We start from the raw sequence: 14,598 nt of genomic DNA, 5'->3' as shown, positions 1-14,598 counted from the left end.
GAAAATCAATCATTTCAAAAACATTCAACTCTTTCAAACCACTTTTAAAGCATTAACCCCTTTTGTTATTACTACAATTTAATCCATTTTTATTTTTTAATTTCTTTTACGAATGTTCGAAGTTTAATTCAATACTTCGATAAAATAGTTACTTGATTTTTGCAATCCTGATTCACACTGGCACGGACAAGGAGCCGTAAGGATGAAAGAGAGGTAGGGCTTTCATTGTTTTAGGTATATAAGTTTTTATTTTTAGAAGAATACTGAGCCACTCTCATTTCTATTGTTAAGAGATTTTCCATATGTGAGGAGATAATAATTGTTTATTTTCTTTATGTAAAAGAGATAAACGAATTGTTAGCCTTATATGGTCAACTAAGAAAGGTTTCCTAATTAGGAAACCTTTTTAATTTTTGTTTTTATCATTCTGTTTGTTTAATATTCGAATGTTTAATGGTAAAGACGTATAAATTGACGTTACTATTTAAAAGTAAGTATGATGCGATTATAGTAAGTTTTTTATAAGGGGGAAGAAAAATGACAAGTTCAAACGATAAAGCAGCAAATATTTATGCAGGAACAAATATAAATAATTGGGGATCTTTTGAAAACACCGATGAAACGAAGCTGTTTGATCCGATTCAAATTGGATCTTGGTCTCTTCACAATCGCATAGCGATGGCACCGATGACGAGATGTTTTGCAAATAATGAGACTGGGGTAGTTGGTACTGATGTAGTAGAGTATTATCGAAAGCGTGCTGCTGATGGGATTGGATTAATTATTACAGAAGGAATTGTCATTAGCCCGAGAGCAAAAGGGAATCCGGGAGTGCCAGGTATTTATACACAAGCGCAAATTGATTCTTGGAAACCTGTTACAGAGGCAGTACATAAAGAAGGCGGAACGATTATTGCTCAAATATGGCATGTTGGACGTATGAGTCATCACGAAATAATTGGCGGTCAAATGCCACAAGCGCCGTCTGCTATTGCTGCGGAGGGTAATGTTCCGCGTTTTCGTAAACCATTTGATACTCCAGAAGCAATGACGTTAGAAGAAATAAAAGAAGTTATCGGTCAATATGCACAAGCTGCAAAAAACGCAATCGAAGCTGGATTTGATGGAGTAGAAATTCATGGTGCACACGGGTATTTAATTGATCAATTTACTTATGAATTTGCAAATAAGCGCACAGATAAATATGGTGGTGATTTAAAGCAAAGGTTAACATTTATGAAAGAAGTAACCGCGGCTGTAATAGAGGCAGTTGGAGCTGATAAAACACTTCTTCGCTTCTCTGCATTTAAAGGTGATAATCCTGCTTATATGTGGGAAAATCCAGAGCTTGCGATTGAAACGTTCGTAAATATGTTCAAAGAAGTTGGATTAACGATGATCCATCCGTCAACGATGAATTATACGCAAGTTATTACTGATGGAAAGAATTTTCATCAATTAGTAAGAAAATATTGGGATGGTACTGTCTTTGGAGTAGGTAATTTGAATCCGAAAGAGGCAGAAGAAGCATTGCAAGAAGGAACAATTGATGTAGCGGCGTTCGGAAGACCATTAATCGCTAACCCAGATTTTGTTCAGCGAATTAAAAATGCTGAAAGTTTAGTTGAATATGACGCGAAAGAGCATCTTGCTACGTTAGTGTGAATAAGGATAAAAGGAGAACACATGGAGTGTTCTCTTTTTATTATGGAATTTCATATATAGGGGGAAGCGGAATGAGTGAAGCGCTACTCGTTATTATTAGTATATTGCTCTTTTTGATGCTACTTTTAATTGTCTTTTTTATCATTACATTTTTTATTAAAAAACGGACGCATCATTCTATATTAAAACTGCATCCATACTTAGGTAGAATGCGCTATTTACTCGAAAAAATAGGTCCAGAATTTCGGCAATATTGGTTTGATCATGATACTGACGGAAAGCCTTTTTCGCGCTACGATTTTCAAAGTGTTATGTTTCTAGCAAAATACCGTTCGGAAATACTTGGTTTTGGATCAAAACGGGATTTTGAGGAATCTGGCTATTATATTGCTAATACATTATTCCCCACATTAACAGATGAATTAAGTGTGAATCTCACGCAAGAACGTGAGGGAAAAAAGTATATGATTCATAAAGAAGGGTTATTTTCAAGAAGAGAAAAATTGACAGCGGATACAACAAACCTTTGGTTGTATGAAGAAGATGATGCAATTATAGTCGGCGAAAATCGTAAATATCCATGGAAACTGTATGGGATGTTTGGAGCGTCAGCGACATCTTACGGTGCGATTGGAGAAAATTATATTTTATCAGCTGGGTTTGGTGCAAAAATGGCAGGTGGTTCGTGGATTAATACTGGGGAAGGGGGCGTAATTCCGGAACATTTACATACGGGTTCGAATATCGTTGCGCAAATTGGTCCAGGATTATTCGGATACCGTGACGAGGACGGGAATTTTTCGATGAAGGAATTTATGGAGAAGGCGAAAGAAAGTAATATTAAAGCGTTTGAATTGAAATTTGGGCAAGGAGCAAAAATACGTGGTGGTCATTTGGAAGGACAGAAGGTAAATGAGAAAATCGCTTCCGTTCGGAAAGTACGAGAAGGTGAAACGATTAATTCGCCAAATCGATTCTCATTTATTAATAGTGCGGCAGAGGCTTTATATTTTATTCAAGATTTGCAAGAAAACGGTGGTAAACCAGTGGGCATGAAAATTGTAATTGGTCAACAGAAGCCTTTGGAAGATTTATTAAAAGCAATGAAAGAATTAAACATCTATCCAGATTTTATTACAATCGACGGTTCAGAAGGTGGATCAGGTGCAACGTATAAATCGATGGCAGATAGTATGGGGCTACCGCTTATACCGGCATTACTTACATTTATTGATACGGCGAATCATTACGGTGTTCGGGATAAATTAAAGGTGTTTGCCTCAGGGAAATTAATCACACCAGATAAAGTAGCGATTGCTTTAGCTATCGGTGCAGATGCCGTAAATTCAGCACGCGGCTTCATGATGGCAAGTGGCTGTATTATGGCGCTTCAATGTAATTCAGGGCAATGCCCATCGGGTGTTGCAACTACGAATCCGCACTACCAAAAAGCGTTAGATCCGTATGAGAAGAAATGGAGGGTAATGAACTATATTATTAGTATGAGATATAGTTTGTTTTCATTAGCGGCAGCGGCGGGAGAAAAGAGCCCGCGCCATTTAACGAGAGAGCATATTGTGTTTAAAGATGAAAGGGGAAAAATTGTTCCGCTATCGGAGCTGTTCCCTACAGTAAATCAAAAATAAAATATATGTGTTAAAAGTCATACGTTGGTATGACTTTTTTATTCGATAATAAAGTTAATCAAGAGAAGAATAATTTAAATAAGTAACTTATTGACAATGAAAAATAAGTTACTTATAATAAATCTTGAGTTCGAGATAAATCGTATTCTAAATAAAGATTTATTATGAGTATAAATCGAACAAATATTTTTTTGTAAATTATCTCGAATTCGAGATAAAATTATAATGGCGGATTTTACTTTGTAGTATGGACAAAATGAATAATGAATTGTAGTGTATAAACAGTTTTTTATAACGAAATAAAAAAGGAGTGGGTGAAATGGAAAAGAAAACAATGGGGATACATCATATTACAGCAATTGTAGGGCATCCACAAGAAAATGTAGACTTTTATGCTGGTGTATTAGGGTTACGTTTAGTGAAACAAACAGTGAATTTTGATGATCCAGGTACGTACCATCTTTATTTTGGTAATGAAGGAGGAAAACCTGGAACAATTATTACGTTTTTCCCATGGGCAGGTGCTCGCCAAGGAATTATTGGAGATGGTCAAGTAGGAATTACTTCATATGTCGTACCAAAAGGTGCAATGGAGTTTTGGGAAAATAGACTAGAAAAGTTTGATGTTTCATATACAAAGATGACTCGATTTTGGGAGCAGTATTTAGAATTTGATGATCCACATGGTTTGCATATAGAATTAGTTGAAAGAGAAGAAGGCGAATTAAATAATTGGAATTTTGGAGAAGTTACGCCAGAAGTAGCAATTAAAGGATTTGGCGGTGCTGTTCTTTTATCGGTACAACCTCAAAAAACTGCTGAATTGTTAGAACACGTTATGGGTCTTGAGAAAATTGGAGAAGAGGGTGAATTTGTTCGATTCCGTTCTTCTGCTGATATTGGAAATATTATTGATTTAAAATTATCAACAATCGGACGCGGTCAGATGGGCGTTGGTACAGTTCATCATATTGCTTGGAGAGCGAGCGACGATGCTGATCAACTAGATTGGAGAGAACATGTATCTCGCTTTGGGTACGGTGTAACTCCTGTGCAAGATCGAAATTATTTTAATGCGATTTATTTTAGAGAACACGGGGAAATTTTATTTGAAATTGCGACAGATCCTCCTGGCTTTGCTCATGACGAATCTGTAGAGACGATGGGTGAGGATTTAAAGTTACCGGAGCAATATGAACCAAATAGAAAACAGATTGAACAAACGCTCTTACCATTTGAAGTGAGAAATTTAGACTAAAGTGATTGAAAGGGGAAGAGGATTATGATGAAACATGTTTTTCAAAAAGGAAAAGATACATCAAAACCAGTGTTGTTATTACTTCATGGTACAGGTGGTAATGAATTAGATTTATTACCACTTGCAGAAAGAATTGATCCAGAAGCTTCTGTATTAAGTGTTAGGGGAAATGTATTAGAAAATGGCATGCCACGTTTCTTCCGTAGATTAGCAGAAGGTATTTTTGATGAAGAAGATTTAATTTTCCGTACGAATGAATTAAATGAATTTTTAAATGAAGCGGCAAAAACATATGAATTTGACAGAGATAATATCGTAGCTGTTGGGTATTCAAATGGAGCAAATATTGCAGCGAGTTTATTATTCCATTATGAAAATGCCTTAAAAGGTGCCATTCTTCATCATCCAATGGTCCCAAGAAGAGGGATAGAACTTCCTAATTTAGTAGAGAAAGCAGTGTTTATTGCTGCTGGAACAAATGATCCAATTTGTTCACCTTCTGAGTCAGAGGAATTGAAGATGCTATTAGAAAATGCAAACGCTAATGTAACAATGCATTGGGAAAATAGAGGACATCAATTAACGATGAATGAAGTAGAGAAGGCAACAGAATGGTATGGAAAAATATTTTCACGTGCATAAATAGTAGACTAAATCGAGTATAAAATCACGAAGATTTTATACTCGATTTTTTTGTTGCAATTTAAGGAATTAAAAGAGAATAGGAAAGTTATGTTAAAATATAAAGAAAAGCAAAGGGGTTCCTGTTTTGTTAATGAGCAGGGGTGTAGAATAATTGGCACTTTGTTTTAAGTGTGTCGATTTTTCTAATAATGAGGGGGAAACTATTAGATGTCAAACTACGAAAATGAAGAAATGCTAACGGGAGGGAATGTCTCAAACGTATATCGTTCGGAAGATACTGTTCGACGAGAATTAAAGCAAGGCAGTACCAAAATTCATAAGCTATTAAATCATTTGGAAAACAAAGGTTTTAGTTATGCACCAAAGTTTTTAGGTATTGATGATAAAGATAGAGAGATATTATCATTTATTGAAGGAGAAGCTGGTAATTATCCTTTAAAAAAGTATATGTGGTCTAATGATGTTTTAAAAGAAATAGCGAAGATGCTCCGTCTTTATCATGATGCTGTGAGTGATTTCCCGTTATCAGATGATTGGAAACCGATGGATAATACTCCAAATAAAATAGAGGTTGTATGCCACAATGATTTTGCAATATACAACATTATTTTTAATAACGAAAAACCAGTAGGTATTATTGATTTTGATGTTGCTGGTCCTGGACCAAGACTTTGGGACATAGCCTATACTCTTTACACTTGTGTCCCATTAAGTAGAGTTTATTATAAGGAAACAGGTGAGGCAGTTTATTATAGTTCATTACAGCATGCGGATCGTATAAAGCAAAGGGTTAAATTGTTTTTTGAATCTTACGGTGGGGGTATGGAAGAAGATTATCTGGAGATGGTATTGCTACGATTAGAGGGGTTATGTGAATATATGAAAAGAAAAGCTAAAGAAGGCGATATGAACTTCAAAAAAATGATAGATGAAGGACACCTTGACCATTATGAAAACGATATTAAATTCATTCGTGAACATGGAAGAGAATGGATGTAATGAAATACGTTTTATACAAAAATAAAGCTCAGAGTCATATAGGGACTTTGAGCTTTTTAGTGTAGATGTATAGTTACGAGTTTGTTACAGGATGAGCTGTAGCAATCGGTAATTGGATATCGACAGTTGTTCCTATGTTTAATTCACTGGAAATGAATAATTTTCCGTGATGCTCTTGAATGATTTTATAGCACATCATTAAGCCAAGGCCAGTTCCTTTTTCTTTCAAGCTATAAAAAGGTTCGCCAAGACGAGCCATGCGCTCTTCAGGAATCCCACAACCTTCATCCATAATGCGTATTGAAACAAAATCATTTTCTAACGAAGTTGTTTGAATGAATATGTTACCACCATCAGGCATCGCCTCGATTGCATTTTTTAATATGTTAATCAAAACTTGTTTTAATTGATTACTGTCACATTGAATGTCAGAAATATAATCGAAATGATCCATGATGATATGAACGCTATGCATAATTGCTGTTGGTAAAATAAAAGTTACAACTTCTTCAATTAATGTTTGTACGTTGCATGTATGAATAGATAACACTTGTGGTTTAGACATCGCCATAAATTGGCTTGTTATAGATTCCATTTGTGAAATCTCACTCAACATAACGTCCACATACCATTTATTTTCCTCATTTATTTCTGGATGTAATAACGTTAAAAATCCTTTTAATGAAGTGAGCGGGTTTCTAATTTCATGGGCAATTCCAGCTGTCAGTTGTCCTACTACTGCAAGCTTTTCGGATTTTCGTAATAACTTTTCAGTTTCTTTTAGTTCGGTAACGTCCCTTCCCATCACTATAAGACCTTTGCGTGAGCCATCAGGGTGGAAGAGTGGGACTTTTGAAATACTTAAAACTAGGTCGAAATCATCTCTATGTATAATAAATTCCTCTCCGTGAAGAATTTGTCCCTTTTGCCATGTTAGTTCATCGACTTCTTCACAATGCAAAAAAGATTCACGGTACGCTTCGTTATATTGAATGAGTTCATTATCTCTTTTTCCATGATAAGGTACGTTATGGAAATTGAAACAAGAAAGCGCATAGTCATTTGCTTCAAGCCAGCGTCCTTCATGATCCTTAAAAATAACAAATGCAGGCATTGAATTCATTAATGTGCGTAATCGTTTCTCACTCTCTTGTAATACTTTCTCAATTCTTTTTGATTTTTCAAGGGGTTTCATAATGGCGTATACACCTGTTAAACGATTTTTAGCAAAAATAGGAACTAATTTTGTTACGACATCTAGTAAATATCCGTCTTTATGATAAATAGAGACGATATACTCTTTTTGATTGTCAGCTGCAGTATTTTTTATGTATTGTAGCACTTGATCAGAAATATGTGCTTCTAAAATAGAAGTGATTGTTTTTCGCTCTAATTCGTTAGAAGTATAACCTAATATTCTTTCAGCAGAGGGATTAATATGTAAAATAACTCCTTCTAAATTCAATGAAATAATACTATCAGGGTTATGTTCGAAAAGAGATGCGTACATTTCTGCTAAAGAACGATTTTGTATATGGTTTCGCAGGCGTCCAGATACGTTCGGATGACGCTTTTTTTGAGTAGATGAATATTTTTTACGACTCATAATATTTCCTCCGTACAATTAGCATCTAAAAAAGATGGATCTATTAATAACTATAATATAGGTGTGACGTTTATTTCTATAAAAAATGGAAATTACAGAATAAATTTTCTTTTTTTATTATTAGTGGAAGGTATAAAAGGTAGTAATAAGAGAATCTTATATTGCTTAATTAATTTTCTGTAAGTTACATGAATGTGTTTTCGTTATACGATTAGACTAGAAGAGGGGGAAGGAATATGAAAAATTATATTCAAGGAATTGATCATGTACAAGTAGCTGCGCCCGTAGGATGTGAAGAAGAAGCGCGAGAATTTTATGGTAATAAAATTGGAATGGAGGAAATTCCAAAGCCGGAGGAATTAAAGAAGCGTGGTGGGTGTTGGTTTAAGTGTGGAAATCAAGAGATTCATATCGGAGTTGAGCAAAACTTTAATCCAGCTAAAAAAGCGCATCCAGCTTTTTATGTTTTAAAAATTGATGAATTTAAACAAGAGTTAATAAAGCAAGATGTTGAAGTAATAGATGATAATGCACGACCAGATGTAATTAGATTTTACGTATCAGATCCGTTTGGAAATCGAATTGAATTTATGCAAAATAAAAACTAGGTGAAGGTTCACCTAGTTTTTTATGCTTTTCTAAACAATCCTAATACTTCAACAGTTTCTGTAATATTAACGAATGCATGAGGATCAATTTCGGAAATCGTTAGTTTCATACTTGCTAACTCTTCAAGAGAAACGACTGTCATAAGTACACGCTTTTTTTCGTTTGAATAAGCACCTTCACCATCAAGTAACGTAATTCCGCGTACTACAGTTGAAAGAAGCTTTTTTTTCATTTCTTCCGCTTGATTTGTTACAATCATAAGTGTAACTTTACGATGTTTTGTATGAACGGCATCAATTACTTTACCAGTTACATAAATTGAAAGTAAGCTTGTAAGGGCAACATCCCAAGTGAAGAAAAATCCTGCAATGACAACAACAACAGTATTTAATGCAATAAGGAATCCACCAAGTTTAATATCTCGCTTGCGAGATAACAACATACCGATAATATCAAAACCACCAGTTGAACCATGGCAGTTAAAGACAAGACCAATACCAGCTCCGGCGATAACCCCTCCAAATACAGATGATAAAAGTGGATCTGTTGCTACGACTTTTACAGGAATATAGTATAGTGCAACAGATAATACAATTACAGAGACAACTGTGTTAAAAATTACTTTTTTTCCAAGACCTATGTATCCTAAAATAAGGATAGGTAAGTTCAATACAAAGTTAATAATGCCTGTGTTTACAGGGGTTGCAATCCCTAAAATAATAGCAATTCCGCCAATTCCACTACTTAAAATTTTATGGGGGATAAGGAAAAGATTAAAGGCAATTGCGATAATAATAGAACCAAAAATAACACCAAGAAATCTGACCATCTCTTTCCCGTCCTTCACTAAATAATCATATTATTTCAAGATTATATATGAAATTGAAAGTTTTTTGGGAAAACAGTTTATTTTGGAAAATTAGATTAATCTAAACAGTTAGAGTGTTTGATAAATTGGGAGGGGATACAGATATGAAGATAACGACTTATCAACAGAAGAGTCCTTTAAAACAAGAGTGTGAGGATTCATTTTTTTGTAATGAAGATAAAATGATTTACGGTGTATGCGATGGAGCAACACCGTTAGTTCCATTTTGTGATGAAGAAGGACATAATGGAGCATACATCGCTTCACATTTATTTGCAAGTCATTTTACTTCGCTACGAGAGATCAATAGTTTACAAGATGAAGTTGCAAAGGCGAATGAATTATTGCAAAACAAGATGCTAGAGTACAAGGTTGATATGAGAAAAAAAGACCATCTGTGGTGTACATGTATTGCAGCAGTTCAAATAGAAGGCGAAAAACTTGAATATGCACAGTTAGGTGATTGTATGGTCGTTGCAATACTTCAAAATGGAGCGATGAGAGTATTAACGAAAGATACGGTTCAAGGAATTAGTAAACGTGCAAAAAAGAAGAGAGAGGAAGATAGAGAAAAGGGATTACCTGTACCTGAAGAACACGTTTTTCAAGATGTTCGGGAGCAGTTAAAATACAATCGCTATCTTGCAAATATGCCAAACGGCTACTCAGTTGCAAATGGGATGAAAGAAGCTATGGATTATTTACAATATGGTGAATTACAGGTAGCTGAAGTAAGTGGGATTTTTATTTGTTCAGACGGATTGTTTCACCCAGAGTGGTCGTTAGAACAAACTGTAGCATATATAAGAAAGAATAGTATAAAAGAATATGTAGCAATCATTGAAAGGTTAGAAGGAGAAAATAGAATAAGACCAGATGATAAAACAGTTATTATGATCGATTTGTAAGAGGAGGATGTTCATATGGAAATTAAATGTGCAATTTTAACGTTTCAAAATGAGTTAGTTCCTTTAGAAAAAGTAAATAAACTGATTATCCACCATACGTCAGAAGATGGCTGGGATGTGTATAAAACTCACGAATTTCATCAAAAGGTAAGAGGATGGAGCGGGATTGGTTACAATTATTTTATTGAAGAAGATGGAACTGTAGTCGAAGGACGAGGTTTACATATTGGAGCACATGCGAAAGATAATAATAGTAATACAATTGGAATATGTATGACGGGAAATTTTGATAAATATGATCCAACTACTGCACAAATGAATTCATTATATTCTTTATGTAAAATGTTTATGAAGCAGTTTGCCATAGAGAAAGGGAATATACTCGGCCATAGGGAGTTAGAAGGGGTTACAAAAACTTGTCCAGGAAATCGCTTTTCTATGGTAGAGTTAAGAAAAGTATTATCTTAAATATAGAGGAGTAACTCATGATGATGAACATAAAAATACCGACTGATAAAAAAGAAGAGCTTGTAGCACAAATTCAACAATTTTTCGTTGAAGAAGATTTAGATGAGATTGGACGTTTTCAAGCAGAGCGTTTAATAGAGGAAATGATTAAATTAGTAGGACCATTTGCATACAATCAAGCAATTGGAGATGCAAGAAAACTTGTAACTGAAAAGTTATCAAATATTGAAGAAGATTTATATGTGTTAGAGAAGAATGAAGGGAAATAAAAAAAGACTAGAAATTCTAGTCTTTTTTTTATTTGATTGGCAGCAAAAAAAACATGGAGAAAACACGGAAAGGACATTGGAAGTACACCTTTTATTTTTAGAATATTCTTAGTTTTAAAATACTTCAGAAAGGAAGAGTGCAATGAGATTAACGCCAAGAGAAATTGATAAAATGCTGGTAGTTGTTGCGGCTGATTTAGCTTATCGACGAAAGGAGAGAGGGCTTAAGTTAAACTATCCAGAAAGTATCGCTATTATTACGTATGAAATTTTGGAAGGAGCAAGAGATGGTAAAAATGTAGCGGAATTAATGGAACTTGGAAAAAATATTTTAAGTGCTGAAGATGTTATGGATGGTATTGCAGACATGATATCAGATATTCAAGTTGAGGCAACTTTTCCTGATGGAACAAAATTAGTAACTATTCATCAACCAATTCATTAAAGGAAGTGAATGAGATGATTCCAGGGCAATATATCCTTGCGAAAGAAGACATAGTATGTAATGAAAATAAAAAAGCAACGAAAGTTAAGGTGTTAAATCAGGGAGATAGACCGATTCAAATTGGATCTCATTACCACTTTTATGAAGTGAATGAGGCGTTAAAGTTCAATCGTAGTGTAGCAATTGGACAACATTTAAATATTCCAGCGGGTACAGCGGTAAGATTCGAGCCTGGGGATGAAAAAACGATTGAATTAGTTCCATACTCAGGGAAGCAAGAAGTATATGGATTTAAAAATAAAGTGGATGGCGATATTCAATCTTACAAAAAAAGAGGGAGATAGCATGAGTTTTAAGATGTCACGTAAACAATATACTGATTTATATGGTCCAACTACAGGAGATTCTATTCGTTTAGCGGATACACAATTATTCGCACATATTGCTCGGAATTACACCGTATATGGTGATGAAGCTGTCTTTGGTGGAGGAAAATCAATTAGGGATGGTATGGGACAAAATTCGCAACTTACAAGGGAACAGGGTGTTGTGGATGTTGTTATTACCAATGCAATTATTATTGATTATACAGGAGTATATAAAGCGGATATTGGTATAAAAGATGGAAAGATTTCAGCAATTGGTAAGAGTGGTAATCCTTCAATTATGGATAATATTGATATCATCATTGGAACATCAACGGAAGTAATTTCTGGTGAGCGGAAAATCGTTACAGCTGGAGGTATTGATACACACGTGCATTTCATATCCCCACAACAAATTGATACAGCATTAGCTTCAGGTATAACAACTTTAATTGGTGGAGGAACAGGACCGGCAGAGGGTACTAAGGCAACTACGATAACACCTGGATCTTGGAATTTAAGAAAAATGCTAGAAGCAGCAGAAGCTTTTCCTATAAATCTTGGGTTTTTAGGGAAAGGAAATAGTTCAAGTTTACCTGCCCTGGAAGAACAAATATTTGCAGGGGCTATTGGATTAAAAATTCATGAAGATTGGGGAGCGACTTCTTCAGCAATTAATCACTCGTTACAGATCGCTGATAAATATGATATTCAAGTTGCTATTCATACTGATACGTTAAATGAATGTGGTTTTGTGGAAGAAACGATAAAGGCTATTGATAATCGTGTTATTCATACGTACCACACTGAAGGGGCTGGTGGTGGGCATGCACCAGATATTATAAAGATTGCTGCACTGAATAATATTTTACCTTCTTCAACGAACCCGACCTTGCCATATACAGTAAATACGTTGGATGAACATTTAGATATGCTCATGGTATGTCATCATTTAAAAGCAAATATTCCAGAAGATGTAATGTTTGCGGATTCAAGGATTCGAAAAGAAACAATTGCGGCAGAGGATATTTTGCAAGATTTAGGGGTTTTCAGCATGATTAGCTCTGACTCGCAGGCGATGGGAAGGGTTGGAGAGGTTATTATTCGCAATTGGCAAACCGCCGATAAAATGAAAAAGCAGATTGGTAGTTTAGAGGGAGATAAAGAGTATAACGATAATAATAGAATTCAACGCTATATAGCTAAGTATACAATTAATCCAGCTATTACACATGGGATTTCAGAATATGTCGGCTCTATTGAAGCTGGGAAATATGCAGACCTTGTAATATGGGATCCACAATTTTTCGGTGTTAAGCCAGATATGGTTTTGAAAAACGGGATGGTAGTGATGGCATTAATGGGAGACGAGAATGCTTCGATCCCCACACCACAACCATATTATGAAAAAAAGATGTTTGGTGCATATGGAAAAGCGGTACAGTCAAGTTCGATTACATTTGTATCTAAAGTAGCTTATGAGAATAATATTAAAGAAAAATTAGGTTTAAATAAAGTTGTATTACCTGTTAGAAATACGAGAGAGATTTCTAAGCAAGATATGAAGCTGAATAATGCAACACCAGAAATTGAAGTAGATCCGCAGACATATGAAGTTAAAGTTGATGGACAAGTTATTACGTGTGAAGCAGTAGATGTATTACCTATGGCTCAAAGATATTTTTTATTTTGATATAACGGGGGAGAAAAAATGATTATTGAAAAAATTAATAACAACGTATGCAATATGAATGATTTTGCAAATACAAAAAAGCATCTTGATAGAATATTGATTTCTAGTGAGCTTTTACTAAAGAGGGTTCAGAAATTATATTCAGAATCTGGTTTTGAAATTGGGGTGTCTTTAGATAATGGAGAAACATTAAAGAACGGTGATATTTTATATGAAGATGAACATCGTATTGTATATATTGAAGTGTTACCAGAAGAGGTAATTGTAATTACTCCAACGTCAATAAAAGAAATGGGAATTATTGCGCATAACTTAGGAAATAGACATTTGCCAGCACAATTCGATGAAGGGTGTATGATCTTGGCGAACGACTACTTAGTAGAAGATTTACTCAAAAAGGAAGGTGTTCCTTATCAAAAAGAAAATAGAGTATTACCCAAACCGTTCAAGCATGCTTCACACAAACATATTTAACCTACTTAACCTACTCCAAATTAGTGATTCGAACTTCCCAACAGGAAGTTTTAGTCACTCTTTTGGATTAGAAACATTTATTCAAGAGGGACAAGTTACAAATAAAGGCGAATTTTTCAAATGGATTAGTCGATATGTAAAAGTGCAATTAACACACACGGACGGCTTAATTTGCAAATATACTTACGAAGCCACTAAGAATAATGATGGAAAACAAATTACATTTTTAGATGATTTAATAACAGCACAAACATTGCCTTTTGAATGTAGAAGAGCAAATAGAATGATTAGTAAAAGTACTTCTAAACTATTGTGTGAACTGTTCTCATTTGCAAATTTAAATATATACAAAGAAGATGTTATGGGTAATAAATTACAAGGTCATCCGAGTATCGTATACGGAATATTAGGGGCGGAATTGAAAATGACAATAGAAGAAACGCTCTTAGTTTTCTTATATTCAAGTGTTGGAAGCATAATTCAAAATGGTGTGAGAGCCATTCCTCTTGGACAAACAGATGGTCAAAAACTATTACAAGAATGCCATGAATTGATCTGTGAATCTATTGATAGAATTCAAATACTTTCATTAGAGGATTTTGGATTGAATGATCCTGAATTCGAAATAAATCAAATGCAACATGAAGATGTAAATATAAGAGTCTTCATGTCATAGGGAG

General features: G+C 34.7%; 16 protein-coding genes. 14 read left to right on the top strand and 2 right to left on the bottom strand.

The window, feature by feature from the left end; genetic code table 11:
• Nucleotides 1-537 precede the first annotated feature (537 nt).
• From ACFWDE_RS11360 to ACFWDE_RS11340, 5 genes are all read left to right on the top strand, one after another.
• Nucleotides 538-1,665 (top strand): alkene reductase, encoded by a 1,128-nt coding sequence (locus ACFWDE_RS11360; protein ID WP_377892374.1) that lies wholly within the window; start codon nucleotides 538-540, stop codon nucleotides 1,663-1,665.
• 71 nt (nucleotides 1,666-1,736) lie between these two features.
• Nucleotides 1,737-3,311, top strand: a complete 1,575-nt coding sequence (locus tag ACFWDE_RS11355; protein WP_377892373.1) for a glutamate synthase-related protein — start codon at nucleotides 1,737-1,739, stop codon at nucleotides 3,309-3,311.
• Between the two features lie 319 nt (nucleotides 3,312-3,630).
• A complete protein-coding gene (locus ACFWDE_RS11350; RefSeq protein ID WP_377892372.1) occupies nucleotides 3,631-4,569 on the top strand; it encodes a ring-cleaving dioxygenase in 939 nt (312 codons plus the stop codon).
• 27 nt (nucleotides 4,570-4,596) lie between these two features.
• Nucleotides 4,597-5,211, top strand: a complete 615-nt coding sequence (locus ACFWDE_RS11345) for an alpha/beta hydrolase (protein WP_002146286.1) — start codon at nucleotides 4,597-4,599, stop codon at nucleotides 5,209-5,211.
• Nucleotides 5,212-5,421: 210 nt separating this feature from the next.
• Entirely contained in the window at nucleotides 5,422-6,213 is a 792-nt protein-coding gene (locus ACFWDE_RS11340; RefSeq protein WP_377892370.1) for a phosphotransferase, read from the top strand.
• Nucleotides 6,214-6,286: 73 nt separating this feature from the next.
• Here ACFWDE_RS11340 and ACFWDE_RS11335 read toward each other — a convergent pair whose 3' ends face one another.
• On the bottom strand, nucleotides 6,287-7,819 hold the full coding sequence (locus ACFWDE_RS11335; protein ID WP_377892369.1) for a BA3702 family sensor histidine kinase: 1,533 nt from the start codon (nucleotides 7,817-7,819) through the stop codon (nucleotides 6,287-6,289).
• A gap of 236 nt (nucleotides 7,820-8,055) precedes the next feature.
• Between ACFWDE_RS11335 and ACFWDE_RS11330 the strand changes: the two genes are divergently transcribed.
• Nucleotides 8,056-8,427, top strand: a complete 372-nt coding sequence (locus ACFWDE_RS11330) for a VOC family protein (RefSeq protein WP_377892367.1) — start codon at nucleotides 8,056-8,058, stop codon at nucleotides 8,425-8,427.
• A 20-nt stretch (nucleotides 8,428-8,447) separates the two neighbouring features.
• On the opposite strand, the gene ACFWDE_RS11325 is transcribed toward ACFWDE_RS11330, so the two are convergent.
• The gene (locus ACFWDE_RS11325) at nucleotides 8,448-9,257 is read right to left on the bottom strand and encodes a YitT family protein (RefSeq protein WP_377892365.1); all 810 of its coding nucleotides are present in this window, start codon (nucleotides 9,255-9,257) and stop codon (nucleotides 8,448-8,450) included.
• Between the two features lie 143 nt (nucleotides 9,258-9,400).
• On the opposite strand from ACFWDE_RS11325, the gene ACFWDE_RS11320 reads away from it, so the two are divergent.
• The 8 genes from ACFWDE_RS11320 (at nucleotide 9,401) to ACFWDE_RS11285 (ending at nucleotide 14,594) form a co-directional block, all read left to right on the top strand.
• The gene (locus tag ACFWDE_RS11320) at nucleotides 9,401-10,204 is read left to right on the top strand and encodes a protein phosphatase 2C domain-containing protein (RefSeq protein ID WP_377892364.1); all 804 of its coding nucleotides are present in this window, start codon (nucleotides 9,401-9,403) and stop codon (nucleotides 10,202-10,204) included.
• Between the two features lie 15 nt (nucleotides 10,205-10,219).
• Entirely contained in the window at nucleotides 10,220-10,672 is a 453-nt protein-coding gene (locus ACFWDE_RS11315) for a peptidoglycan recognition protein family protein (protein ID WP_377892363.1), read from the top strand.
• Between the two features lie 17 nt (nucleotides 10,673-10,689).
• Nucleotides 10,690-10,941 carry a DUF2164 domain-containing protein gene (locus ACFWDE_RS11310; RefSeq protein WP_002111161.1) on the top strand — a complete coding sequence of 84 codons (252 nt, stop codon included), beginning with the start codon at nucleotides 10,690-10,692 and terminating at the stop codon, nucleotides 10,939-10,941.
• A gap of 142 nt (nucleotides 10,942-11,083) precedes the next feature.
• On the top strand, nucleotides 11,084-11,386 hold the full coding sequence (locus tag ACFWDE_RS11305) for an urease subunit gamma (RefSeq protein ID WP_002066603.1): 303 nt from the start codon (nucleotides 11,084-11,086) through the stop codon (nucleotides 11,384-11,386).
• 14 nt (nucleotides 11,387-11,400) lie between these two features.
• Entirely contained in the window at nucleotides 11,401-11,730 is a 330-nt protein-coding gene (locus ACFWDE_RS11300; RefSeq protein ID WP_377892360.1) for an urease subunit beta, read from the top strand.
• 1 nt (nucleotide 11,731) lies between these two features.
• Nucleotides 11,732-13,444 (top strand): urease subunit alpha, encoded by a 1,713-nt coding sequence (ureC, locus tag ACFWDE_RS11295; protein ID WP_377892359.1) that lies wholly within the window; start codon nucleotides 11,732-11,734, stop codon nucleotides 13,442-13,444.
• 18 nt (nucleotides 13,445-13,462) lie between these two features.
• Nucleotides 13,463-13,918, top strand: coding sequence for an urease accessory protein UreE (locus ACFWDE_RS11290; protein ID WP_000582803.1), 456 nt, complete (start codon nucleotides 13,463-13,465; stop codon nucleotides 13,916-13,918).
• Nucleotides 13,896-14,594 (top strand): urease accessory protein UreF, encoded by a 699-nt coding sequence (locus tag ACFWDE_RS11285; RefSeq protein WP_377892398.1) that lies wholly within the window; start codon nucleotides 13,896-13,898, stop codon nucleotides 14,592-14,594. Before ACFWDE_RS11290 ends, ACFWDE_RS11285 begins: the two co-directional genes overlap by 23 nt.
• Nucleotides 14,595-14,598 lie beyond the last annotated feature (4 nt).

The sequence above is a fragment of the Bacillus sp. NPDC060175 genome (genome assembly GCF_042728695.1).
In the GTDB taxonomy this organism is placed as follows: domain Bacteria; phylum Bacillota; class Bacilli; order Bacillales; family Bacillaceae_G; genus Bacillus_A.
This window is presented reverse-complemented; position numbering and strand designations above follow the sequence as displayed.

Bases quoted from the DNA above. Each gene is read 5' to 3' on its own strand.
- ACFWDE_RS11360 (WP_377892374.1), top strand. From the start codon at position 538: ATGACAAGTTCAAACGATAAAGCAGCAAATATTTATGCAGGAACAAAT.
- ACFWDE_RS11355 (WP_377892373.1), top strand. From the start codon at position 1,737: ATGAGTGAAGCGCTACTCGTTATTATTAGTATATTGCTCTTTTTGATG.
- ACFWDE_RS11350 (WP_377892372.1), top strand. From the start codon at position 3,631: ATGGAAAAGAAAACAATGGGGATACATCATATTACAGCAATTGTAGGG.
- ACFWDE_RS11345 (WP_002146286.1), top strand. From the start codon at position 4,597: ATGAAACATGTTTTTCAAAAAGGAAAAGATACATCAAAACCAGTGTTG.
- ACFWDE_RS11340 (WP_377892370.1), top strand. From the start codon at position 5,422: ATGTCAAACTACGAAAATGAAGAAATGCTAACGGGAGGGAATGTCTCA.
- ACFWDE_RS11335 (WP_377892369.1), bottom strand. From the start codon at position 7,819: ATGAGTCGTAAAAAATATTCATCTACTCAAAAAAAGCGTCATCCGAAC.
- ACFWDE_RS11330 (WP_377892367.1), top strand. From the start codon at position 8,056: ATGAAAAATTATATTCAAGGAATTGATCATGTACAAGTAGCTGCGCCC.
- ACFWDE_RS11325 (WP_377892365.1), bottom strand. From the start codon at position 9,257: ATGGTCAGATTTCTTGGTGTTATTTTTGGTTCTATTATTATCGCAATT.
- ACFWDE_RS11320 (WP_377892364.1), top strand. From the start codon at position 9,401: ATGAAGATAACGACTTATCAACAGAAGAGTCCTTTAAAACAAGAGTGT.
- ACFWDE_RS11315 (WP_377892363.1), top strand. From the start codon at position 10,220: ATGGAAATTAAATGTGCAATTTTAACGTTTCAAAATGAGTTAGTTCCT.
- ACFWDE_RS11310 (WP_002111161.1), top strand. From the start codon at position 10,690: ATGATGATGAACATAAAAATACCGACTGATAAAAAAGAAGAGCTTGTA.
- ACFWDE_RS11305 (WP_002066603.1), top strand. From the start codon at position 11,084: ATGAGATTAACGCCAAGAGAAATTGATAAAATGCTGGTAGTTGTTGCG.
- ACFWDE_RS11300 (WP_377892360.1), top strand. From the start codon at position 11,401: ATGATTCCAGGGCAATATATCCTTGCGAAAGAAGACATAGTATGTAAT.
- ureC (WP_377892359.1), top strand. From the start codon at position 11,732: ATGAGTTTTAAGATGTCACGTAAACAATATACTGATTTATATGGTCCA.
- ACFWDE_RS11290 (WP_000582803.1), top strand. From the start codon at position 13,463: ATGATTATTGAAAAAATTAATAACAACGTATGCAATATGAATGATTTT.
- ACFWDE_RS11285 (WP_377892398.1), top strand. From the start codon at position 13,896: ATGCTTCACACAAACATATTTAACCTACTTAACCTACTCCAAATTAGT.